17 protein-coding genes are annotated in these 24,399 nt (G+C 72.1%); 2 read left to right on the forward strand and 15 right to left on the reverse strand.

Annotation, left to right across the window (positions count from 1 at the left end; genetic code table 11):
- Window positions 1-2: 2 nt before the first annotated feature.
- The 14 genes from pilM to IPL61_02010 form a co-directional block, all read right to left on the reverse strand.
- Window positions 3-1,619, reverse strand: a complete 1,617-nt coding sequence (gene pilM / locus IPL61_01945; protein ID MBK9030095.1) for a pilus assembly protein PilM — start codon at window positions 1,617-1,619, stop codon at window positions 3-5.
- A gap of 32 nt (window positions 1,620-1,651) precedes the next feature.
- A complete protein-coding gene (locus IPL61_01950; GenBank protein MBK9030096.1) occupies window positions 1,652-2,890 on the reverse strand; it encodes a general secretion pathway protein GspK in 1,239 nt (412 codons plus the stop codon).
- Between the two features lie 98 nt (window positions 2,891-2,988).
- Complete coding sequence (locus tag IPL61_01955; GenBank protein ID MBK9030097.1) at window positions 2,989-3,651, reverse strand: prepilin-type N-terminal cleavage/methylation domain-containing protein; 663 nt, start codon at window positions 3,649-3,651, stop codon at window positions 2,989-2,991.
- Complete coding sequence (locus IPL61_01960) at window positions 3,648-4,295, reverse strand: type II secretion system protein (protein ID MBK9030098.1); 648 nt, start codon at window positions 4,293-4,295, stop codon at window positions 3,648-3,650. The genes IPL61_01955 and IPL61_01960 overlap by 4 nt, the downstream gene beginning before the upstream one ends.
- Window positions 4,292-5,137, reverse strand: coding sequence for a prepilin-type N-terminal cleavage/methylation domain-containing protein (locus IPL61_01965; protein MBK9030099.1), 846 nt, complete (start codon window positions 5,135-5,137; stop codon window positions 4,292-4,294). The genes IPL61_01960 and IPL61_01965 overlap by 4 nt, the downstream gene beginning before the upstream one ends.
- Window positions 5,138-5,162: 25 nt before the next feature.
- A complete protein-coding gene (locus IPL61_01970) occupies window positions 5,163-5,666 on the reverse strand; it encodes a type II secretion system protein GspG (GenBank protein MBK9030100.1) in 504 nt (167 codons plus the stop codon).
- Window positions 5,667-6,914 carry a type II secretion system inner membrane protein GspF gene (gene gspF / locus IPL61_01975; protein MBK9030101.1) on the reverse strand — a complete coding sequence of 416 codons (1,248 nt, stop codon included), beginning with the start codon at window positions 6,912-6,914 and terminating at the stop codon, window positions 5,667-5,669. It abuts the gene before it with no gap.
- Window positions 6,915-6,930: 16 nt separating this feature from the next.
- Entirely contained in the window at window positions 6,931-8,715 is a 1,785-nt protein-coding gene (tadA, locus tag IPL61_01980) for a Flp pilus assembly complex ATPase component TadA (GenBank protein ID MBK9030102.1), read from the reverse strand.
- Entirely contained in the window at window positions 8,712-11,036 is a 2,325-nt protein-coding gene (gspD, locus tag IPL61_01985) for a type II secretion system secretin GspD (GenBank protein MBK9030103.1), read from the reverse strand. The genes tadA and gspD overlap by 4 nt, the downstream gene beginning before the upstream one ends.
- Before the next feature lie 64 nt (window positions 11,037-11,100).
- The gene (locus IPL61_01990; protein MBK9030104.1) at window positions 11,101-12,042 is read right to left on the reverse strand and encodes a hypothetical protein; all 942 of its coding nucleotides are present in this window, start codon (window positions 12,040-12,042) and stop codon (window positions 11,101-11,103) included.
- 2 nt (window positions 12,043-12,044) lie between these two features.
- On the reverse strand, window positions 12,045-13,541 hold the full coding sequence (locus IPL61_01995; protein MBK9030105.1) for a sigma-54-dependent Fis family transcriptional regulator: 1,497 nt from the start codon (window positions 13,539-13,541) through the stop codon (window positions 12,045-12,047).
- Window positions 13,542-13,780: 239 nt separating this feature from the next.
- Window positions 13,781-16,525 carry a HAMP domain-containing protein gene (locus IPL61_02000; GenBank protein MBK9030106.1) on the reverse strand — a complete coding sequence of 915 codons (2,745 nt, stop codon included), beginning with the start codon at window positions 16,523-16,525 and terminating at the stop codon, window positions 13,781-13,783.
- Window positions 16,526-16,533: 8 nt separating this feature from the next.
- On the reverse strand, window positions 16,534-17,967 hold the full coding sequence (locus tag IPL61_02005; GenBank protein ID MBK9030107.1) for a hypothetical protein: 1,434 nt from the start codon (window positions 17,965-17,967) through the stop codon (window positions 16,534-16,536).
- A gap of 48 nt (window positions 17,968-18,015) precedes the next feature.
- The gene (locus tag IPL61_02010) at window positions 18,016-20,838 is read right to left on the reverse strand and encodes a sigma 54-interacting transcriptional regulator (GenBank protein ID MBK9030108.1); all 2,823 of its coding nucleotides are present in this window, start codon (window positions 20,836-20,838) and stop codon (window positions 18,016-18,018) included.
- Between the two features lie 134 nt (window positions 20,839-20,972).
- Between IPL61_02010 and IPL61_02015 the strand changes: the two genes are divergently transcribed.
- Window positions 20,973-22,229, forward strand: a complete 1,257-nt coding sequence (locus IPL61_02015) for a hypothetical protein (protein ID MBK9030109.1) — start codon at window positions 20,973-20,975, stop codon at window positions 22,227-22,229.
- A 192-nt stretch (window positions 22,230-22,421) separates the two neighbouring features.
- Here the strand turns inward: IPL61_02015 and IPL61_02020 are convergent, their stop codons facing one another.
- Window positions 22,422-23,111, reverse strand: a complete 690-nt coding sequence (locus IPL61_02020) for a peptidylprolyl isomerase (GenBank protein ID MBK9030110.1) — start codon at window positions 23,109-23,111, stop codon at window positions 22,422-22,424.
- 259 nt (window positions 23,112-23,370) lie between these two features.
- Between IPL61_02020 and IPL61_02025 the strand changes: the two genes are divergently transcribed.
- Window positions 23,371-24,396, forward strand: a complete 1,026-nt coding sequence (locus IPL61_02025) for a hypothetical protein (GenBank protein MBK9030111.1) — start codon at window positions 23,371-23,373, stop codon at window positions 24,394-24,396.
- Window positions 24,397-24,399 lie beyond the last annotated feature (3 nt).

Raw genomic sequence — 24,399 nt, forward strand, 5'->3', positions numbered from 1 at the left:
GGCTACATGCACTCCGTGCGCATCGCGAACGAGAACAGCTTCTCGCCGTCCTTGCCGCTCTTCGAGGGCCCGCGCGAGATCTCCTTGATGCAGGTGATGCTCTTGAGCGCGCCCTCCAACGCGTCGATCTCCTCGGGCGTCTTGGCCGACCCCTCGAGGTTGACCTTGTTGTCCTTGATGTCGATCGACGTAACGTTCAGCGTGATCTTGTCTCGGGTCGGCAGCTTGCCGTTGATCTCGAGCAGGAGGTCGTAGGCCGACATCTTCGGCATCGGCGACTCGCCGTTGCCGCCGCTGCCGCCGGACAGCGACAACAGCGCCTTGACGGTCTTGGGCTGGCCGTCGAACACCTCGGCCGACTCGGTCGCGACCCGCTGGGTCAGCGTCTTCTCGGCCTTGCGCAGGGTCTTCATCGACGCGTAGGCCGAGCCGCCCGCGAACGCCATGACCACCAGCGCCGCGGCGCCGATCTGCATGAGCCGGGTCTTCAGGAAGGTCATGTCGACCTTGAAGGCCAGCGGGCCCTGGCGCAGATCGAAGCTGGCGCGCCCGCCGGCGACGTCGAGCGCGGTCGCCACCGCCAGCGCGCCGCCGTCGACCGCGCCGGCCTCGGCCAGGCGCGGGGTCAGGAAGGTGGCGGCGTCGGCCGCGGTGATCGTCGCGACCGGCAGCTTGAGCTCGTCGGCGATGAACCCGGTCAGGCCGCGCAGGCGGCTGCCGCCGCCGCACACGATCACGCGCCCGACCTCGACCCCGGTCTTGGCCCGGGCCGCGGCCAGGCTCTGCCGCAGCTCGCGCACCCACGGGTGCAGCTCGCTGACCAGCACCTCGTGCACGCGCTGCCAGGCCTCGCTCGGGGCCGGGTTGCCGCTCGACGCGACGAAGCCGTCGGTGTGCTTGGCGTGCTCGGCGTCGGCGACCGGCAGGCGCCAGTTCTTGACGATCGCGTCGGTGACGTGGCGCCCGCCGCGCGTGAACGTGCGCGAGCCGACCGCCCTGCCGCCGCGAGCGATCACCACGTGGGTGTGCTCGTGGCCGATGTCGACGACCGCGGTCGCGACGCCGTCGCTCGAGCGATCGAGCCGCGCCAGGGCCGCGACCGGCACCAGGCCCCGGGCCTCGGCCCCGGCGGCCTCGGTCAGCGCCACCAGCTCCCGGGCGCGGGCCAGCCGCATCGAGTAGGTCAGGACCCGCATGCCCTCGGCCGGCGCCGCGATCCGCCCGCGCACCGGCGCCCCTGGATCGATCGCCGGCCCGACGTGGGCCGGCAGCGGCTCGCACGCGTAGACCAAGTCCTCGAGATCGATCGGGACCACGCCCTCGAGCTCGGCCCCGACCGCCTTCTCGAGATCGGGCCGGCGCAGCGCCTTGAAGCCGAACTCGAGCACGTGCACGAACACCTGGGCCCCGCCGACGGCGAGGTAGCCGACGTCCTTGTCGAGCTTGTGCTCGCGCACGATCGCGGCCAGCACGCGGCCGGCGCGCTGCTCGTAGGGCTCGTCGCCCGGCGGCACGACCCGCTCGACGATCTCGCCGACGGTGGCGTGCCGGAAGCCGGGGCTGGCGATCGCGACCTTGACGCTCCAGGCGCCCAGATCGACGGCGAACACGCGGCTCATGGTTGGTTCCTCGATGATGCGACGGTCACGCGCTACTCCTCGCGCAGGTACAGCCAGGCCCCGTTGTTGCGGCCGGGCGGAAGCTTGGTGCGGACGCGGCTCTGCTGCAGGACGGTGTCCTGGTCCCAGGTGCCACGGATCGTGCGGCGGAGCGGGTTGAGCACGCCGCCGCGGGTGACCTCGCCGTAGACCTCGACGTCGTAGACCCGCAGGGTGCCGGCGGCGGCGATCTCGTCGACCCGACGCTGGTCGAGCTCGATGCCGGTCAGGCCGGGCGGCAGCTGGATCAGCGGCGGCGGCGCGGCGCCGGTGGTGCCGTCGGCGCTGTCGGCGCCGGTCATCGCCGCGACCTCGGCGGCCGGGTCCTTGACGAACCGCACGAACGACGCGGTGTCCTGGAACCCCGACCCCAGCTCCTTCATCTTCAGCGCCAAGGTGGCGATCGTCCAGACCATGTTGAGATCGCGGGCCACCGGATCGTTGTCCTTGGCCGCCAGCGTGATGATCGCGGCCAGGATCTTGGGATCGTCGACCGCGCGCAGGTTGATCTTGCAGGCGCCGGCGACCCGGAACGTCGAGCCGAACAGCGCCCAGAACCGATCGTCGACCCCCCGCACCAGCTTGAGCTCGGCGACCGAGTCGATCGGCCCGTTCTTGGCCTTGTACTGATCGCGCAGGCCCTCGTAGCCGTAGTCCTCGGCGCCGCTCCGGGCCTCGCCCCGGTCGAGGTTGGGATCGACGTAGTCGATGATGGCGTCGATCTGGGTCGCGCGGTCGCGGCGCCAGCCCTCGCCGTCCTCCTCCTCGAACACCGGGTCGAACGCGTTCGGGTACAGGAGCGCCTGCAGCGCCTTGCGCACCAGGTTCTGCTGGGCCGGCGCCTGCGCCGCCGCGCAGTTGACGTTGATCTTGCCGTCGATCGGCGTGATCCGGACCCCGAACGTGCCGATCGAGGTCCCGAGGCCCTTGGTGTCGGTCGCCGACAGGCCGATCGCGCCCTCGACCTGCTCGGCGTCGCCGCCGAACGCCGCGATGAACATGTCGGCGTAGTCGGTGATCTGGATGCCGCGCAGCTGCTCGACGCCGTCGACCCGCTTCTGCAGGCGCAGCACCAGGTCGGTCAGGTTGAGCGACGACCGGGCCAGGAAGTGGGCCCGCATCTGATCGAGGTTGTTGCGGGCCTGGAGCATGTCGATCGACGTGCGGGTCCCGAAGTCGTTGACGATCACCATGCAGATCGCGATGGCGGTGACGACCGCGAGGATCGCCATGCCGGCCTGCTCGCGCCGGGCCAGGGCGCGGCGACGCCGCCGTCGGGGCGGGCGGCCGGGCGCGGGGGTCGATGGGGGCGGCGTGGGCGCGGTCATGGTCAGTACTGGAGCTGCTCCTCGAGCAACGGCCGGGCCTGGGTGGTGATCGAGACCTCGTCGCCGCGCGAGTTCTTGTAGGTGAGCTTGATCCGGACCCGGGTCGGCAGCCGCCCGGCGACGCCGTCGGCCTTGCTCGAGTCCCAGTCGCTCTGCCACTTCTTGTCCTGCCAGTTCCAGTACTCGAGCTCGAGCTTCTCGACCCCGCGGATCAGGATGTCGAGCTCGCCGGGCTGGCGCTCCCAGTTCTCGTTCGACGGCCGCCGCAGCTCCTTGCGGTACAGGCTGTCGACGCTGGGGTCGGCGCGGTCGTCGTCGAGGTAGTAGGCGATCATGGTCTGGTCGGACTCGTTGCCGTCGGACCACAGGGTCAGGTGGCCGAAGCTCGAGAACCGGACCTCGTCGTCCTTGCCGACGAAGATCGTGCGCTTGTTGTCGAGGTTCTTGTCCTCGTTCTTCGACAGGTACGCGCTCTCGAGGTCGTTGACCAGGCGGGCCAGGCCCAGCCGGATCTCGTGGTTGCGCTCCTCGAGCGCGGTGTAGGTCGTCCGGGCGTCGGACGCCGACTTGATCGTCGTCCACGCGATCACCATCATCAGGCCCAGGATCGCGATCGCGATCATGATCTCGATGAGGGTCATGCCCCGGAGGCGGCGCGCGGTCACAGGCCCAGGCTCCCGAGGGTCTTCTGCATGCCGGCCGGATCGGTGACGTACAGGATCACGTCCATGTGCTCGTTGGCGATGCCGGTCGACCAGGTCACCGTCAGGGTGATCTTGCGGATCGAGGCCTTCAGCACCTCCTGGATGAGCGTGTACTGGGCCTGGATGAAGCCGCCGGTCTGGGCGCCCTGGGCCGAGTCGGCGCCGCCGCCGCCGCCGCCGAACATGCCCATCATGCCGCCCAGCGCGCTCGACTGGAACGTGTCGGTCGCGGCCTCGCCGTCGCCGTCGCTGCCGCTGCCGCTGCCGCCGCCGGCCCCGCTCTGCAGCGCCACCAGCTTGTCGTAGCTCGGCAGCTCGACCGGCTCGATCACCGCCTGCCAGGCGATCTTGGGCCAGCCCTCCTCGCTGAAGTCGCCCTCCTCCTCCTGCTCGGCGTCCTGGAAGCCCTCGTCGAGGATCTTCTCCTCGAGATCGTACATCTTGCCGCGGGCCAGGTCGGTCGCGACGCCCATGTAGAACGACGACGCGGCCGCCGAGACGTTGCCGGCCACGCTCTTGACCAGGATCACCAGGCCCATGCCCAGGATCGCCAGCGCGATCATGACCTCGACCAGCGTGAAGGCGGCCCGCCGGATCGCCCTCATCGCTCGTCCTCCTGCTCGCCCTTGGCGTTGCGCAGCAGGTGATCGTCGGGGTCGCGCGGCTCGCCGTCGCCGACCTCGACCCGGCCGGTCAGGCCGTAGAGGTAGATCGCGTAGGTCTCGCGGCCATCGCCGAGCGTGATGATCGCCTTCTCGGCCCAGCCGGCCGGGAAGAACGAGATGCTGACCTGGCCGCCGGTCACCGAGTCGTCGAGGTGCTGGACCCAGACCTCGCGCACCTTGACGCTGCGATCGGTGTTGAGCTTGCGCAGGAAGCCGCGCCCGACCGAGTCGAACGTGCCGAGGTTGCCGAGCTTGCCGATCAGCGCGCCGACCGCGTCGGTCCCGTCGCTGCGCTCGCCCCGGGCCGCCAGCTCGTGCAGCGGGAAGCAGGTGCGACCGCCGACGTCCTGGCCGGCCAGCGCCATCGCCAGCTGGGTCGCCTGCTCGGCGCTCTCGAGCTTGAGCTGCCCGGCCGGCAGGGTCGACAGCCGGCGCTGCGCGTCCTCGAGCCGATCGGCCACCGCCTTCTCGTCGACGGCGACCTCCTCCTTGACCCGGCGCAGCGTCGGATCCCCGGTGCAGGCCTCGACCCAGTACACCTGCTTGTCGAGATCGATCACCAGCCGGATCGGCTCGCCGCTCTCGAGCGCGAGCGCCTGCGACCGCCGCATCATCGACGCCAGATCGAGGGTGTCCTCGACCAGGGCCTGGCCGGTCAGCACCCGGAAGCCGCTGTACGCCAGGTACGACAGCATGCCGATGACCGCGAGCACGATCATGATCTCGAGCACGGTCATGCCGCGGCCGACGGCGCCGCGCGCGGCGGCTCCGTCAGCAGGCATCGACCGGACCCGAGGACCCATGGCGCTACTCCCAGCTCTTGATGTCGTCGCCGGTGCCGTCCTTGCCGTCCGGCCCCTTCGAGTAGACCGCGATCGACCCGGGCGTCACGCCGGGGGGCAGATCGCCGCCGCACTTGACGATGTACTCCTCGCCCCACGGGTCCTTGGTGTCCTTGCTGTTCATGAACTCGGCCAGGTCGGGCAAGGTCGGGCACGCGCCGCTCTTCGACGGCTTCATCGACCACTCCGAGTAGGCCTCGTAGGCGAACTTCTTGACCATGTTCTTGGCGACCTCGCCCTTCGACGAGGACAGCGCGCGGAACACGCGCGGGCCGACCAGGAGGCCCATGACCAGCGCGAGGATCGCCAGCACGATCATGATCTCGAGCAGCGTCATCGCGACCAGGCCGCGGCCGGTGATCGTGCCGGTGCGCCGGCGCTGCCGGCGCGAGAGGAGCGAGGTGAGGTTGAGCGAGCGCATGACTGTCTCCTTGCCGTTGCCGTTGCCGTTGCCGTTGCCGGGACTCATCTACTTCCCTCCGAAGGAGCCCATCGACATGATGGGCTGGAGGATCGAGAACACGATGAACGCGACCGAGCCGCCCATGGCCACGAGCATCAGCGGCTCGAGCATCGAGGTGAGGCGGCTCAGCTTGAGGTCGACCTCGTTCTCGTAGGTGGTGGCGACCCGCTCGAGCATCTGCTCGAGCTGGCCGGACCGCTCGCCGACGGCGGTCATGTGGGTCATCATGGCCGGGAACTGGCCCGAGCGCTTGAGCGTCGTCGCCAGCGACTCGCCCTCGGTCACCGCCTGCTTGGCGTCGTCGATCGCCCGCTTGAGGACGACGTTGCCGAGGATCTCCTTGGCGGTGTCGAGCGCGCGCAGCATCGGCACGCCCGCGCGCAGCATCGTCGACAGCGTGCGCGCGAACCGGGCCACGCTGATCTTGCGGGTCAGGTCGCCGACCATCGGCACCTTGAGGACGAAGCGGTGCCAGCGCGGGCGGCCGCCGGCGCTCTTGATCCAGCGCCGGAAGCCCCAGATCGCGCCGACCCAGCCGAGCACGATCAGGCCGATGTGGTTGCGCAGCGTGTCGGCGCTCCAGATCAGGAGCCGGGTGTTCCAGGGCAAGGTCTTGCCCTGGGTCTTGAACATCTTGGTGACCTCGGGGATCACGGCCACCATCAGCACGGCCATGATGATCGCGCCGACGATGAGCATGATGACCGGGTAGATCATCGCGGACTGGACCTTGCCCTTGAGCTTCTGGGCGCTGTCGAGGAAGTCGGCCAGGCGCTCGAGCACCTCGTCGAGGTTGCCGGCGACCTCGCCGGCCCGGACCATCGACACGAACAGCTCGTCGAAGATCTTGGGGTGCTTGGCCAGCGCGTCGGCGAAGGCGCTGCCCTCGTTGACCGCGGTCCGGACCTCGCCCAGCGGCACCTTGAGCCGGACGTTGTCGGTCTGCTCGAACAGCGTGTTGAGCGACTCGGCCAGCGCGATGCCGCTCTTGAGCAGGGTCGCGAGCTGGCGCGTGAACGCGGCGACGTCGGCCTTCTTGACGCCGGCGAAGATGGCGCCGAGATCGACCTCCTTCGACAGCCCCGAGCCGGCGGTGGCCGCGCCCTTGGCCCCGGTCTTGGACAGCTCGCACGAGGTGACGACGACGCCGTCCTTGCGCAGGAGCGCGCGCACCAGCTTGGGCGACTCGGCGTCCTTGACGCCGGTCACGGCCTTGCCGGTCGGGCCGATGCCCTTGTAGGCGTACATCACCATCGGGTGGCTCCGCGCATCAGCTGGCGTCCGCCGTGGCGAGGAGGACTTCCTCGGCAGTGGTCATCCCCTGCATGACCTTGCGCGCGCCCTCGGCCCGCAGCGCGACCATGCCCGACGCGACCGCGGCGTTGCGGATCGCGCCGGCGTCGGCCTTGGTCATCGCCAGGTGCCGGACCGCCTCGTTGACCACGAGCATCTCGTAGATGCCGGTGCGGCCCTTGTAGCCGATGCCGCCGCAGGTCGGGCAGCCGGCCGGCTCGAGGATGTGCCCGGTCGGCAGCGTCCGCTGGCCCTTCACGCCCGGGAGCTGGTAGGCCCCGGCGTAGAACCGATCGGGCTCGAGCCCGAGCTCGGTCAGGAGCGCCACCGACGGCCGCACCGGCCGCGCGCACTCGTAGCACGGCCGCCGCACCAGGCGCTGGGCCATCAGGCCGCACACCGACGACGCGATCAAGAACGGCTCGATGTTCATGTCGGTCAGGCGGGTGATGCCGCCGGCGGCGTCGTTGGTGTGGACGGTCGAGAAGACGAAGTGGCCGGTCAGCGACGCGGTGATCGCGATCTCGGCGGTCTCGCGATCGCGGATCTCGCCGACCATGATCACGTCGGGGTCGTGGCGCAGGAACGAGCGCAGGCCCGACGAGAACGTCAGATCGATCTTGGGGTTGACCTGGGTCTGGCTGATGCCCTCGAGCTGGTACTCGACCGGATCCTCGATCGTGAGGATGTTGACGTCCGGCGCGTTGATCTCGGACAGGCACGCGTAGAGCGTCGTGGTCTTGCCCGAGCCGGTCGGCCCGGTGACCAGGAGGATGCCGTAGGGCCGCCGGATGATCCCGCGGATCAGCTCGAGCGTGTCCTCGGCCATGCCGATGTCGGCCAGGCCCAGGAGCACCGAGCTGCGATCGAGCAGACGGGTCGTGACCCGCTCGCCGGTCGCGGTCGGCACGGTCGCGACGCGCATGTCGACGTCCTTGCCGCCGATCTTGCGGCGGATGCGGCCGTCCTGGGGCAGGCGCTTCTCGGCGATGTTGAGGCCGGCCATGATCTTCACGCGCGCCAGGATCGACGCCAGGAACTTGCGGGGCGCGCGCTTGGCCTCGCGCAGGGCGCCGTCGATGCGGAACCGCACGACCACGTCCTTCTCGCCCGGCTCGATGTGGATGTCCGAGGCCCGCTCCTTGACCGCCTGGAACATCAGCGAGTTGACCCAGCGGATGATCGGGGCCTCGTCGGCGAGGTCGAGGATGTCGACCAGCTCCTCGCCCTGCCCGAACTCGTCCTCGCCCTCGTCCTTCTTCTGGTCGTGGGCCAGCTCGGCGCCCTGGCGCAGCCGGCCGTAGGCCTTGTTGATGTGCTCGACGATCTTGGTCGGCGACGCCACCACCGGATCGACGGCGCCGCCCAGCAGCACGGCGATGTCGTCGAGCACGTCGAGCGCGAACGGATCGCAGATCGCGACCTGGACCCGGCCGGTCTCGGCGTCCTTGCCGATCGGCAGCACCCGGTTCTGCTTGACGAAGTTGATCGGCAGCGCCTCGAACAGCTCGGCCGGGATGTCCTCGGCCTTGGGCAGATCGCGCAGCGCCGGCATCTCGGCCTGGAGGCCGAGCACCGCCGCGAGCTGGTCCTCGTCGATCAGCCGCAGGTTGACGAGGATCTGCCCGAGCAGGCCCCCGTCCTCGCGCTGCTTGGCGAGGCCGCGCTCGATCGCGTCGGGCTTGACGCCGAAGTCGCGGACGAGCAGCTCGCCGATCAGCGGCGCCGGCGCGGCGTCGTAGGCGAAGCCGGGGTCGGTCACGGCGCCTTGCCTCCGCCGGCCGGCTTGGCGTCGGGGGCCGGGGTGCTCGGGGCCGGGGCGCCCACGTCGCCCTCGACCTCGAAGCCGTCGCCCGCGCCCGGCAGCACGTACTCGACCGGGCCGGTCGGCATGGCGTTGGTCTCGAACTCGAGCGCCTTGAGGACCTCGCGGTCGGCCTCGACCGTCATGATCGAGCGGTTGATCTCCTCGAGCACGCCGCGCTTGCGGCGGTAGTCGATCGAGCCCGAGTACTTGTTCTGATCGAGGTTGCCGAACGACCGGAGGAACTCGTTGCGCTCGCGGGTCTTGCGCTCGAGGATCCGCTGCAGGTCCATCTGGTCGTGGACCACGTACGGGGTCAGCAGCAGGAGCAGGTTGGTCTTCTTCTTGTCGCGCTTGGTGTACTTGAACAGGTACCCGAGGATCGGGATGTCGCCGAGCAGCGGCACCTTCGACTCGGTGTACGAGACCCGGTCCGAGATCAGGCCGCCGATCACGACGCTCTGCTGATCGCGGACGACCACGGTGGTCTTGATCTTGCGCTTGGTCCAGGTCGGCCCGAGCTGCGGATCCTTGTCGCCGACGTCCTGGATCTGCTGCTCGATCTTGAGCCGGACCATGTCGCTGGCGTTGATGATCGGCGTGATCTTCATCGACAGCTCGATGTCCTGGCGCTGGATCGACAGCTGCCCGAAGCTCGAGGCGCCGCCCGAGACCTGGCCGAAGCCGCCGAAGTTGATGCCGCCCTGGTACGGGATGTTCTGGCCGACCGAGATCTCGGCCTCCTCGTTGTTGGTGGCGAGGATGTGCGGGCTCGACAGCACGTTGACGTTCGACGACTTGGCCAGCGCCTGGAACAGGACCGCGTACGACGGGATGCTGGTGCCGAGCAGCTCCTGGGACTGCGGCAGGATCGGACCGATCAGGCCGCTGATCAGGCCGGTGGCCGAGGCCAGGCTGGTCAGGTCGAGCGACTTCAGGTCGCTCGACTGCACGCCGCCGAACAGGATGCCGTCGTCGCTGCTGCCGATCGGCAGGCCGCCGTGGAAGCTCGACCCGAGGTCGAGGCCGTTGCCGACGTTGAGCTCGAGGATCACCGCCTCGATGAAGACCTGCCGGCGCGGCACGTCGAGGTCGCGCACGACCTCCTTGAGGGCCTGGAAGTCGCGGCCGCTCGACAGCACCACCAGCGCGTTGGTCGGCTTGTCGTGGGTGATCCGGACCTGGCCCTCGAACGACGCGCCGCCGACGTTGCCGAAATCGGGCTGGGCCGGGCGCTGCGGCGCGGCGCCGCGCCGCTGCTGGGGCTGGCCGGCGCCGCTGAGCGCGGCGCTGAGCGTCTGGGCCATCTCCTCGGCGTTGGCGTTCTCGAGCCGGTAGACGTGGATCGAGCCGGCGTCGCTGCCGGCGCCAGCGGCCTCGACGTCGAGCCGCTCGACCAGGCCGCGGACCCGCAGGTACCCGGCCTCGCTCGACAGGAGGATGATCGTGTTGGTGCGCTCGTCGGACAGGATCTTCGACGGCACCGCCGCCGCGACCTCGTCCTTGTTGGTGGTGGTCTTGCCGCCGGGGCCGGCGCCCGGGGCCTGGCCGGTGCCGAGGATCTCGGAGATCTTCTGCGCCAGGGCGACCGCGTCGGCGAACTTGACCGCGATCGTGTAGATGCCCTCGCCCGTGGCCGGGCGGTCGAGCTCCTTGGTCATCGTGACCATGTCGCGGATCGCGCTCGAGTAGTCGGTGATGACCAGCACGCCGGCCCGCGGCACCGGCTGGATGATGCCGATGTTGGACTTGACCACCGCCAGGGCGTTGGACAGCTCCTCGGGCGCGATGTGCTGCGGCCGCAGGATCAGGCGCGACACGTCGTCGGAGTTGGCCGGCGTGCCGTGGCGGTAGATCGGCACCGTCTCGGACTTGGCGTTGGCCGCCTCGACGATGCGCAGCACGTTGCCCTTGGGCACGACGGTCAGGCCCATCGTCGACAGGCCCACCAGGAACAGGCGGTAGGCCTGCTGCGGCGTCATCTTGTTGGGCGCGATGACGGTCAGCTTCTTCGAGCGCTGCAGGATGCTCGACTCGTAGATGAAGTTCTTGCAGGTGAACCCCATCGCCCAGGTCAGCAGGTCCTTCAGCTCGGTCTCGGGCTTGAGCGTGACCGCGAACGACTTGGCGGCCTTGCCGCAGTTGTAGAGCTGCGCGTCCTCGCCCGGCGAGGTGTCGCCGGCCGGCTGGGCCAGCGCCGCCGGAGGCAGCGCCGTCAGCGTGGCGACGACCACCGCGAGCGCGGCAGAGACACGAGCGAGGCGGAGGGAGTGCTTCATGTTCGACTTCATGCTTGGGGCTCGGTCACGGAGGCGAGGGCGCATCGGGGGATCGGGGCGACGGTCAACGGACCGTGTAGTTGAGCGTGACCGGCTTGCCGCGGCGGGTGACCTCGACCTGGAGCGACGGGGCGTCGCGGACCTTGGCGTAGACCTCCATGGCCCGATCCATCGAGTTGAGCTGCATGCCGTTGATGACGTTGATCGTGTCGCCGTTCGAGAAGCCGAGCTTCGAGAACACCGAGTTGGGCCGGACCGCGTACATCTTGAAGCCGTTGGGCTCGCCGTTCTTCGACGACAACATCACGCGCGCGCCCTTGGACAGCGCCATCGGGTTGGCCAGCACCTTCTCGACCAGGCTCTTGTCGATCTCGTAGGTGGTGTCGTCGATCTTCTTGATGCCGGCGTCGATGGCCGCGGTGAGATCGTCGCCGTCGCTCGGGGTCGGCGCGGACGCGACCGCCACCGGCGGCGCCGGCGCCACCGGGATCTCGCCGGTCAGCGAGATGCGCTCCTTGCGGCCGCTGCCGGCGTTGGTGAAGTCGACGTACTTGTAGTGGACCTCGACCACCTTGCCGGCGCCGGGGATGTCGTTGCCGACCCAGTACGCGCCCTGCTTCTGGGTGCCGGTGTTGAGGATCGTGGCGAAGTTGGCGGGGTCGGTCGGGACCTTGGGCTCGGCGACGTGGGTGGCGATCAGCGACAGCGGCAGCGCGGTCAGGACGACCATGTTGGGATCGCTGGGCCCGGTCGCGGTCGGCGCGACCGGCGGCAGGCACGCGGCGCAGAACATGTTGCGGTCGACCAGCGGCTGGCCGACCTTGCTGCGGGCCGCGGCCGAGGCGCTGGGCGCCGGCGCCGGCGGCTTGACCTTGGGCCCGTGCTTGGGATCGGCGAGGAACTTGCCCTCGACGACGTGGTTGGTGGCCTTGGCGGCGAAGGTGGCGGCGCCGATCACCGCCAGCACCACGACCACCCAGAAGTAGCGTCGGAGCAGATCCTGCATGGTCACTCCTGTCCGATCGTCGGGGCGTCGTCGCTGGGCTCGGGCCCGTCGACGTCGGAGCTGGCGGCGCGGTCGCCGGGGTCGCTCGACTCGGCGAGCCGGCGATAGATCGTGCGGGTCGCGATCCCGAGCAGGGTCGCGGCCAGGCGCTTGTCGCCGCGGGTGTGCCGCAGCGTCTCGCGGATGACCCGCATCTCGATGTCGGCCAGCGGCGTGCCGACCGCGAACGTCAGCCCCGGGGCCCCGGCGGCGGCGGCGTGGCGGACCTCGGCCGGCAGCGCGTCCTCGTCGACCGCGCCGGCGCGGGCCAGCACGACCGCCCGCTCGATCGCGTTCTCGAGCTCGCGCACGTTGCCGGGCCAGCCGTAGTCGGCCAGGCGGGTGAGCGCGCCCGGCGTGCAGCCGGAGATGCTCTTGCCGTTCTTCTCGGCGTAGATCGCGACGAAGTGCTGGGCCAGGATCGGCACGTCCTCGCGCCGATCGCGCAGCGGCGGCACGTGCACCGGGATGACGTTCAACCGGTAGAACAGGTCCTCGCGGAACCGGCCGGCCCGGACCTCCTCGGCCAGATCGACGTTGGTCGCCGCGACCAGGCGGATGTCGATGCGCCGGGCCTTGCCGCTGCCGCCGAGGCGCTCGATCTCGCCCTCCTGCAGCACCCGCAAGAGCTTGACCTGCACGTGGCGCGAGATCTCGCCGATCTCGTCGAGGAACAGCGTGCCACCCGAGGCGGCCTCGAACCGGCCGTCGCGGGCGCTGGTGGCGCCGGTGAACGCGCCCTTCTCGTAGCCGAACAGCTCACCCTCGAGGATCGACTCGGGGATCGCGGCGCAGTTGATCGCGATGAACGGGCCCTTGGCCCGGTGCGAGTTCTCGTGCAGCGCCCGCGCCAGCAGCTCCTTGCCGGTGCCGCTCTCGCCCAGCAAGAGCACGGTGGCCTCCGACGGCGCGGCCTGGTGGACGATGTCCATGGTCCGGCGCCACGGCAGCGAGGTGCCGATGATGGCGCGCCGGCGGCGCTCGGTGAGCTGGGCCTTGAGCGCGCGGTTCTCGGTCACCAGCGACTGCTTGTCGAGGGCGTTCTTGACGACCCGCACGACGTGGGCGCGCTTGAGCGGCTTCGCGACGAAGTCGTAGGCGCCCTCCTTCATCGCGTCGACCGCGGTCTCGACCGTGCCGTACGCGGTCATGAGCACGACCTCGGTCTCGGGCGCGACCGTCTTGGCCGCGCGCAGCAGATCCATGCCCGTGGTGCCCGGCATCATCAGGTCGCTGAGCAGGACGCCGACGCGGTGCCGGCGCAGGAGCTCGAGCCCGGCCGCGCCGCTGGTCGCGGTCAGGACCGTGAAGCCCTCGCGCCGGAAGATCTTCTCGAGCGACTCGACGATCGGGACCTCGTCGTCGACGACCAGCACCACCCGCGCCGGATCCCAGCCGCTGACCCGGCCGTGATCGCCGGCGTCAGGCTCGGCGCCGGGCTCGTGGGTCCCGGCGGTCATCGCGGTCGCCCCGACCTCGCGGGCCCAGACCCCGCGGGGCACGCCGCCCGCGGGCCGCAGGGTGGTCGGCCAGGACCGCGAGTTCGCGCGAGGATGTAGCATGACGGATGGTGGATCAATTCAAGCCTGGTGCCATCTACAACTAGAGGCAACGCCTTGATATTCCACGAATGAGATCCCCGTCGCTGGCCCCTGCCCGTGCCAGCCTGTCAGGTCTGCTCAGGTGGCTTGCCAGATTGTCACGATCGAGGCGCGGGCCCCAGCCCGGCGGCGGTCACGCGCGGCGGCCGGTGGTCCTGATCGCGGGGCAAGGTGACCGTGAACTCGGTCCCGGCGCCGATCTGGGTGTCGACCTCGATCGTGCCGGAGTGGCGGGCGACCAGCTCGTGCACGATCGACAGCCCCAGCCCGGTGCCCTCGCCCACGTCCTTGGTGGTGAAGAACGGATCGAAGATGCGCGGCACGACCTCGGCCGGGATGCCGGGGCCGTTGTCGCCGACCTTGACCTCGACCTGATCGCCGATCGTGCGCGTCGAGATCGTGAGCGCGGCGTCGTCGCGGCCGGCCATGGCCTGGATCGCGTTGGTGAACAGGTTCATGAAGACCTGGCCGAGCTGGCCGGCGTGGCCCCGGATCTTGCCGACCTCGCCGTAGTGCTTGACGACCGTGACGTTGCCCTTGAGCAGGTGGCGCAGGAGCTCGAGGCTGTCGTCGAGGCTGCGGTTGAGGTCGAAGTCGACGACGGTCTCGTCGTCGGTGCGCGAGTAGTTGTGCAGCGCGGTGACGATGGCCTTGGTGCGCTGGGCGCCGCGCTGGATCACCCGGACCATGTCGCGGACGTCGTCGGCGGCCTCCTGGTGGGCGGGATCGCTGGCGAAGTCCCCGAGCGCCTCCTCGAGCGGCCCGACCGTGTTGACGATCGCGTTGACCGGGTTGTTGATCTCGTGGGCGATGCCGGCGACGAGCTGCCCGATCGAGGCCATCTTCTCGGCGCGGACCAACTGGGCCTGGGTGCGCGTGAGCTTGTCGAGCGTCTCGGCCAGCTCCTTGTTCTTCTTGGCCAGGTCGTGGGTGCGGCGCTGGACCGCGCGCTCGAGGTCGAGGTTGACCTCCTCGGTCGAGCGCAGCTTGTCGCGCAGGGCCCGGCGCATCTCCTCGAGCGCGAACGTCAGGCGCCCGACCTCGTCGCCGTCGCCGTTGGCGGTCACGGGATCGGCCAGTTCGCCGCGCGCCATCGCGTCGGCGCGCTGCTCGAGGCGCCGGATCGGCGTGACGAACTGCGACACCGTCACCAGCACGATCCCCGCGCACGCGGCGAACAGCACCAGGAAGAACACCAGCAGCTCTTGCAGCGGTCGCACCATCGACTCGCCGCGGCCGCGGTAGGTCGGGTACAGCACCGCCACGGCCCCCAGGTCGAAGTCGCGATCGTGCCAGCGCACGGTCAGGCGGGCGCCGAGCCCGGCCAGGCTCGCGGGCCCGATCGTGACCCAGGTGCTCTGGGCGCTGGCGATCGTGCCGGCCACGTACCAGGGCAGCGCCGGCGCGCCCATCGGCCCGCCCCCGACCGCGACCAGGCCCGCCGGCTGGGTGCTGTCGTCGAGGTAGTAGACGACGGCGGAGGCCTCGGGGTTGCGGGCGGTGATGTCGCGCAAGGTCGCCGCCACCAGCTCCGGCGTCGGCGGCTCGGTGCCGACCGCCGCCACGGCCTGGACCTCGGACCGGACCCAGTAGAGCCCGAGCCGGGCCTGGCGCCCGACCGCGTCGGTCGCGAGGTTCTTGTACTGGACGAAGCCCCACAGGAGCGCCATGCCGCACGCGAGCACGACGACGCCGCCGAACGACAGCAACATCTTCGAGCCGAGCGACAGCGGCGTCGCGACCGCCCGGACCGGGATCCGGTAGCGCGTCGACAGGTGCGCGAGCAGCGGCCGCAGCGTGTCGCGGTGCCCGAGCGTCTCGTAGATCGCCGCGGTCAGCGCCACGACCAGGAGCGCGACCATCCCGACGATCGTGTCGTCGAGCTCGACCGCCAGCGAGCGGCGCGCGATCAGGCCGACGACGAGCGCGATGACGATCCAGATCGTCAGCGACGCCGCGGCCAGGCGGTACGGGAGGGCCTGGGCCAGGCGGTAGACCGAGGTGGCGTTGCCGACCTCGCTGGCGTCGCCGCCGTCGCCCGACGCCGCCGCCAGGTAGCGCACCAGCGGCCGGGTCTGCCAGTGCGCGATCGCGGCCCACGCGGCCCAGCCCAGCGCGGCCGCCCCCGGCAGGTAGGTCTCGATGCCGAGGTAGTGCTCGAACGAGATCGGCACGAAGTAATAGAGGAACGCCGACTGCATGATCAGCGCGCCGGCGGCGGCGCCGATCGACACCAGCAGGAGCTGGCGGAAGTGCTCGTCGGCGAAGATCCGCACCGGCGGGGTGATCACGAACACCCGCGCCCGGACGCCGCGCAGCACCCGATCGAGCCAGGCCGCGCGGATCGCGGCGAGCGGCGCGGCGTGGAGGCCGGCCAGCGACGCCATCGCCAGCGCCCGCGGCTGCGGCCAGTCCTGGTAGCGCACCAGGAACACGCCGATGCTGCCCGCGATGACGATCCACAGCGTCGTGCGGCCGATCAGCACCCGCACCGGCGTGTTGACGCACGCGCGGTAGCCGCGCGCGGCCAGGCTCTTGCTGGCCCGCTCGCCGCGTCGGTGCGCGACCACGCACGCCCGGATCGGCACCAGCCACGCGGTCATGATGGCCAGCCACGCCAGCGCGGCGCCGACCGCGGTCGGCACGCCGATGCGGATGATCGTGCTCGAGCCCAGGCGCCCGAGATCGAACATGGCCCACAGCGGGTAGCCGACCAGCGCCAGCTCGGCCGCGGCCATGACCACGCCGACGATGAACAGGTGGCGCTTGAACGGCACCACCGTCGCCTCGCCGGCCTCGGCCGGCGACAGCCGCACGTCGCTGGTGTCGCGGACGACGGCCATCGAGCGACCTACGGCAGCTCGTCGGCGCCGCAGTCGCGGCCGCCGGCGCGGGCGTCACCGTCGATGTCGTAGCCGACGGTGGCGGCGGGGTCGGCGCGATCGATCGCCGACGCGCCGGCGACGAGGTGGAACCCGGGCGCGGTCAGGCCGGGGTCGACGTCGGTGTTGGTCGCGGCCGGCGGCGTCACGTCGATCACCGAGTAGGTGACGACGCAGTCGGAGTCGTCGCCGACCGGCACGCTGTCGGCGCGATCGTTGCCGAAGATGACGCTCGAGGTCAGCGCCACCGGCGTCGACAGGATCGCGCACGCGACCCCGGCGACGTTGTTGCCGGCGGCGCTGTTGCCGACGACGGTGTTGAACTCGAAGCGGACGCTGTGGGCCCCGGTCAGGTTCGTCAGCGACACGCCGCCGAACAGGCTGCTGGCGCTGCCGCACCGCGTGACCATCGTGTTGACCAGCGCGAACGAGCAGGCGTTGAGGTCGAGCCCGCCCTGGGGGACGCTGTCGACGTGGACCCGGAACGCGTTGAGCGTGGCGCCGGTGCAGCGGACCGCGGGCGTCGTCGGCGGTGCGCCGTTGATCAGCAGGCCCTCGAGCGTGAGCGTCGCGCCGCCGCTGACGGTGATGAACGGCGCGTCGGGCACGGCCGAGAAGTAGCGCAGCGTGGTCGCGCCGATGCCGGCGCCGTGGACGGCGATCGCGCGGGCGCCGGTGACCGACACCGTGCCGCGGTGCAGCCCCGGGCCGAGCTTGATCGTGCGCGGCCCGGCGCCGGCCACGGCCAGGGCCTCCTCGACCGTGCCGCACGGCGCGGCCTGGGTGCACGCGGCGCCGGTCGCGCCGACCTCGACGTAGAGCACCTCGGCCGCGGGCGCGCAGGTGCGGTCGTCCTGACGACAGACCGCGCTCGCGCACTCGCCGTCGGCGACGCAGCCCCGGCAGGTGTGGCTGGCGTCGTCGCACACGCCGCGATCGGCGGTCGGGCAGTCGCCGGCGTCGGCGCACTCGACGCAGCTGCCGTCCAGGCACACCGCGCCGCCGGGATCGCCGACGCAGCCGGGCGCGTCGGTGCACGGCACGCACAGGTGCGTGGTCGCGCTGCACGCCGGCGTCGGGTTGGCGCAGGCGTCGGTGGCGTCGCCGTCCTGGCACTGCACGCACCGGTTGCCGATGCAGAACGGCCGGGTCGGGTCGACGCAGTCGCCGGGCGCTTCGCAGGCCCCGCCGGTGTCGGCGATGCAGGTCCGCGGCCGGCCGACGTCGCCGTCGTCGTCGCAGACCGGCGCCGCCGGATCGGTGCAGGGGGTCACGTCGACGACGGCGCCGCTCGCGGCGCACGACAGCCCCGACGTGCAGCAGAAGTCGGGATCGCGGCGCGTGCCGCAGGCCGCGAGCGTCGTCAACACGAGCCCGACCAGGGCGAGGCGTAGGCGGGTCATCGATCGCGGCGACGATAACACAGCCACGATCGCGCGCCGCGATCGCGATCACGCCGGGTGATCGGCGCCCTCGCCCTCGGCCAGGTTGTAGCGCTTGAGCCGCCGCAAGAGCGCGCCCCGCGACATGCCCAGGGCCTTGGCGGCGCGGCTGCGGTTGCCGGCGCAGCTGCTCAGCACCTCGGCCAGGCGCCCGCGCTCGAGATCCTCGAGGGTCTCGCGCAGCCCGGCCCGGGGCGCGCCGTCGCTGACGACCGCGGCGCTGTCGAGCGCGTGCTCGGCCCGCCGGCGGAACACCTTGCCCGCGATCGGCAGATCGCGCGCGACGAGCTCGTCGCCCTCGCCGTAGACCGCGGCCGCCTCGATCGCGTGCTCGAGCTCGCGCACGTTGCCGGGCCAGTCGTGATCGAGCATCAGCGCCAGCGCGTCGGGCGCCAGCCGCTTGGGGGCCGCGCCGGTGCGCGCCGCCAGCCGCGCCAGGAAGTGATCGGCCAGGGCCGGGACGTCGGCCTTGCGCGCCCGCAGCGGCGGCACCGCGATCTCGACGACCTTGAGGCGGTAGAGCAGATCCTCGCGGAACCGCCCGGCCGCGACCTCGTGCTCGAGCTCGCGGTTGGTGCCGCACACGACCCGGACGTCGATCGCGACCGGGCCGTCGGCGCCGAGCGGCTGGACCTCGCGCTCCTGGAGCACGCGCAGGAGCTTGGGCTGCAGCTCGAGCGGCAGCTCGCCCAGCTCGTCGAGGAAGACCGTGCCGCCGTGGGCGGCGCGGAACGCCCCGGCGGCGGCCCGGACCGCGCCGGTGAACGCGCCCTTGGCGTGGCCGAACAGCGCCGACTCGACCAGGCCGGCGGCGATCGCGCCGCAGTCGACCACGACGAACGGCCCCGAGCGCCGCGGCGACGCCGCGTGGATGGCCCGCGCGATCAGCTCCTTGCCGACGCCGGTCTCGCCGCGCACCAGCACGGTGGCGTCGGCCCGCGCGACCTTGGCGACCAGCTCGAACGTGGCCGCCAGGCCGGCGCCGATCACCGGCGCCTTGCCGGTGCGCGCCGCCAGCTCGCCGATCAGCGCCCGGTTCTCCTCCTCGAGGCGCTCCTTGAGGCGCGCGATCTCCTTGCGCCGACGCTCGGCGACCTCGACCTCGCGCCGCAGCCGCTCGGTCAGCTCGCGCAGCTCGGCGTGGGCCCGGGCGTTGGCGAGCGCGATCGCCAGGCTGGCGGCCGCGGTCGACAGCAGCTCGCGCGGCTCGTCGTCGAGGCGGCCGTCGCCGCGCGGCACCACGACGACCACGACCGGGGCCCGGCCCGCGACCGGCACCGGCACCGCGGTGGCCCCGCCGGGCAGCTCGCACGCGGCCCGGGCCGCGACGGTGGCGTCGAGGGCGACCTGGCCGTCGTCGTCGGGCACGGCCGGCAGCTCGGCCGGGCCGCTGCGCGTCGCCGCGCGCCACCCGTCGGCGCCGCGCACGTACAGCGCGACGCCGCTGGCGGACAGCGCCTGGCGGACGCGCTCGACGAAGCCCTGGGTCAGGACGTCCTCGTCGAGCGTCGCCACCGCGGCCTCGGCCGCCTGGCGCAGGAGCGCCCGGGCCCGGCTGCGATCGCGCGCGAAGCGATCGTCGACGATGCGCTGGACCCGCACCCGCAGCGGCCCGAACACCACCGCGGCGGTCAAGGTCGCCGCCAGCGTGGTCTGGACGCCGCCGCCGATCCAGGTCGCGACCCCGCCGAGCAGGCCGATCACCACCAGGTAGAGCCCCGCGGCGAGGAGCGTCGCCAGCAGGTAGCCGCTCGACCGCCGCCACAGGCGATCGAGCTCGCCGAACGGCACGCGGGTCATCGCCAGCACGACGCACGCCGAGCCGCCGACCATCGCGACGGCGACGTACGGGCGGAAGCCGCCGGCGAGGAACGCGTCGGCGCCACGGACCGCGGCGATCACCCCGACGATCAGCGGCGCCACCATCACGACGCCGCCGAGGTGCAGCCAGCCCGCGGCGACCGCGTCGATGTGCGCGCGCTGGGCCCGGAGCCGGCGCCCGCGCGCGATCGCACCGATCAGCAGGTACGTCGGGGCCATCGCGCCGGCGACGCCGCCGCCCCACGTGGTGATGACGCGGCGGGCCGGGAGATCGATCGCCAGCGAGAACAGCGCGTGGTTGATCGCGAGCACCGTCGCGAGCGCGATCGGCGGGCCGTAGATCGCCGCGGTCTCGGCGCGGGTCAGGGTCTTGCGCCCGGCCGGGAACCGCAGCATGAAGTGGCACGTCGCCGGCGCCGCGAGGCACATGGCGAACATCCAGGGCACCGCCAGCGGCAGGTGCGCGACGGTGACGTCGAGCGCGAACGCGCCGGCCAGGAACACCACGTAGATCACCGTCGAGCGCAGGAACTGCTGCGGGAGGTCGTGGCCGCGGCCGCGGTCGGCGACCAGCGCCAGCGCCAGCATCACCAGCGCCAGCACGACCCCGGCCGCCGACGCCAGCGGCAGCCGGCGGGGCGCCGTGAAGGTCACCATGCCGGCACCGGACGCACGCGCGACGGTCAAGGTGACCGCCTGGCCCGGGCTGATCGCCGCGACCCGCGCGGAGCGGGTGAACACGTCGTCGGTGGCGTGGCCGTCGATCGCGGTGATCCGATCGCCGACCCGGAGGCCGGCCCGCGCGGCCGCGGAGTCGGGATCCACCACGACCACGGTCCCGCCCTGGTAGACGAAGAAGCCCCGGTCGGCGGCGCGCAGCGCCACCACCAGCAGCGCGACCGCGTAGATCAAGGCGAACGCGATCATCACGGCCATCCGCCGGCGGGTGCGCGCCAGCGCGAGCGGCGAGCGATGCCCGGGGGAGGTCTCCTCGGTCGGCGTCCACGTCACGGCGCGGACACCTGCGAAAGCCCCGCGTCGGGTTCGCGGCCACGCTGTCCGGAAGCGATCACGCGAGATCGCAGCCAACTGCCGAGAACCTGGGTGCGAGTGGGACTGGCGCGCAGCTTGAACTACCTCAGCCCATGCGCCTCGCCATCCTGTCGATCCTCTCTGTCACGCTCGGCTCGGTCGCCTGCCAGGTCGGTGACGTCGGCGGGCTCCCTGGCACGCCCCCGGGCGGCGACGACGAGCAGTACCCCGTCCCCGCGTGTGACGGCCCGTTCGGCGCGCCGCAGGATCCCGACAGCCTGCCGGCGTGCTGCACCGACTTCGTCGGCGGCGCCCACTGCCTGCCGAGCGACGCGGTGCCGGGCGTCCTGCGCGATCGCTTCGCCGCGTGCGCCGGCGGCGGCGCGTGCGTGCCCGACCCGTTCATCGCCACCGGCGGCGTGTACGAGCCCAAGGTGTGCACCTCGATCCAGGGGGCCGAGGGCGTGTGCCTGTCGGGCTGCATCCCCCAGGTCCAGGAGGTGTGGGGGATCCTGCCGCAGGACGGCTGCGATGACGACGAGCGGTGCGTGCCGTGCGTCAACCCGCTCGACGGCCAGGACAGCGGCGCCTGCCAGCTCCGCTACACCTGCGAGGGCGGCTTCGGCTCGGGCGCGTGCCCGCACACCGGCCCCGATCTGATCGACCCGTCGAGCCTGACGGCGTGCGCGCCCGACGCGCACTGCCTGTCGACGGTGCTCGTGCCCGACGAGATGCGCGGTCGCCTGGCCGACTGTCCGGGCACCGACGCCAAGTGCGTCCCCGACGACTTCATCCGCACCGGCGGCAACTACGTGCCGCCGACCTGCGCCTCGGTCGCGGGCGTCGAGGGCCGGTGCCTGTCGCGGGCGCTGCCGGAGATCGAGGGCCAGGCCGACCTGCTGGCCCAGGGGACGTGCGCCGCCAACGAGCTGTGCGCGCCGTGCTTCAACCCGCTCGATCAGAGCGACACCGGCGCGTGCCACCTGTCGTGCGACCCGGGGCCGACCGAGGGGCCGATGGGCCTGCCGGCGTGCTGCGACGGGCGCGGCACCTGCGTGCCGACCTCGGCCGCGGGCGCGAACGCCGATCGGCTGGGGCAGGACACCTGCGCCGATCCGGCGATGGTGTGCGCGCCCAACGTGTTCCTCGAGCCTGGCTTCGTCGCGGTCACGTGCGAGACCGGCCTGATCCAGGGGCTGTTCGGCGCGCAGTACGCCGAGGGCCGCTGCCTGCCCGACTGCCTGCCTGACGTCGCCAACTTCTTGATCGGCCGCGACGGCTGCGCCGAGGGCATGAAGTGCGCGCCGTGCCTGAAGCCCCCGTTCGGCACCTCCAGCGGCGCGTGCGACCCGATCGTGACCGGGCCGTGATCGGGCGCGCGACTCGCGCAGGATCCTGACGCGCGTGATCGTCACCTGGTCGGGCCTGGTCGGCCTGCAGGCGCGTGCGACGGGGATCGGGATCGGGATCGGGGATCCGGATCGGGATCGGGATCGGGATCGGGATCGGGATCGGGATCGGGATCGGGATCCGGATCGGGATCCGGATCCGGATCGGGCGCGCTACTTGCGCAGGAACGTGACGCGCGTGATCGTCACCGGCGTCGTCGGACGATCGCCAGGATCGCGCGGGACGCTGGTGATCTTCTTGACCAGGTCGGTCTCGTCGCACTTGCCGAAGATCGTGTGCTTGCCGGTGAGCCAGGGGGCGGCGGCCTCGGTGATGAAGAACTGGCTGCCGTTGGTGCCCGGGCCGGCGTTGGCCATCGCGAGCAGGCCCGGCGCGTCCATCTTCAGGTTCGGCGCGATCTCGTCGTCGAAGTTGTAGCCGGGGCCGCCGATGCCCTTGCCGAGCGGATCGCCGCCCTGGACCATGAAGCCCGGGATCACGCGGTGGAAGACGAGGCCGTTGAAGAACGGCGTGTTCGTCATCGTCGCGTCGGTCTTCGGGTTGGTCCACGGCTTCTGACCGGTGGCGAGCCCGACGAAGTTGGCGACGGTGATCGGCGCCTCCTTCTCGTAGAGCGCGCAGTGGAACGTGCCGAGCGAGGTCTCGATCACGGTCCGCAGCGTGCCCTTGCCGCGCACCGACTTCAGGTACGTGGCCAGATCCGCGGCGACCGGCGGGCGCACGGTGTCGGGCGCGCCGCCGACCGTGGCCGGGGGCGGCGCGGGCGCGGTGCTGCCGGGCGCGGTGCCGTGGGGGTCGGCGCCGTCGGCGGCGCCGTGGTCGCCGTGGGGATCGCCGGCGATCGGCGCCGGCGGCGTGACCGGCGGCGGCTCGACCGCGGTGGGCGGCGGCGGCGGCGGCAGCGGCTTGGGCGTCGAGCCCCGCTGGATCGGCGCCTCCTCGGTGGTGCCCTTGGACTTCTCGCAGGCGACGCCCGTACACAGCACGATCGCGGCCATCCACATCGTTCGCTTCATGGCGCGCATCGTGGATCGACCGCGGGGCCGCCGCAAGTCGCCGTCCGGCCCCGGTTCCCGTCGGCCCGGGCGTATAGTCCGCCGCATGCTCGACGATGCCCCGTTGACCTGGGTCGATTGTCCACCTGCGCCGCCCGCGTCCGCGGCGGTGCGGGACCTCGCCGGCGCGGCCGCGGCGGCGCTGCGCGACGGCGGCGCGGTCACGCTCGCCGGCGCCGATGGCAGCGGCCGCCGCACCGCGGCGCTCACGTTGGTGGCGGCCCTGGCCGCGCCGCGCGCCTACCTGGTGCCGGGGGTGCCGTGGCGCGCGCCCGAGGCGCTGCGGGAGATCGCCCGCCAGCTCGGCACACCGTCGCCGCCGGGTGTGCGGCCCCAGACCCTCGTCGCCCTCGCCCGCGGCGTCCTGGCCGCGGCGCCGGGCGGCGTGATCGTGGTCGACGCGCGGGTCCAGGCCGACCCGGGGCTGCTCGCGCGGATCCGCCCGCCCGACGGCTGGTCGGCGGTGCTGCTGGCGCCGCGCGAGATCGACGCCGACACGGCCTGGGGCCGGCGCCTCGACGCGCCGGCACCGGCGCCGATCGTCCCGGTCACCGATGACGACGCGACCGTGCTGGCCGCGACCGCGTACTTCGACCCGTGGGAAGGTGCGCCGCGCGCGCTCGTCCCCGCGGTCGCGCACCTGCCCGAGGACCTCGTCGCGGCGGCGCTCGATCGCCTGTTGGCCGCGGGGCGCCTGCGGCTCGCGCGGGACGCCCGGCGGGTCCTGCCGACGGTCGCAGACTTCCAGGCCAGGCCCGAGCCGACCGCGCCCGCGGCGCGCGCGATGTCGGAGCGGTTCGTGTCGGCGATCGCCACCTGGTGCGGTCGAACCAAAACAGACGCGGAGTTCCTGCTCGCCGACGACCGCGCCAACGTCATGACCGCCCTGTCGATGTGGCAGCAGACCTCGCCACCCGGACTCGTCGCAGGCTTCGCTCGCGCGCTGCCGATGCTGGTCGACGACGTCATGTGCCACGAAGCGGCGAAGATGATCATGTCAGCGGAGCGCTTCGGCGACACCGACACGCCGGGGCTCGTCGCCCAGGCGACCCGCCGGCTCGGCGACGCCTGACCA

The sequence above is a fragment of the Myxococcales bacterium genome (genome assembly GCA_016717005.1).
GTDB lineage: Bacteria > Myxococcota_A > Polyangia > Haliangiales > Haliangiaceae > UBA2376.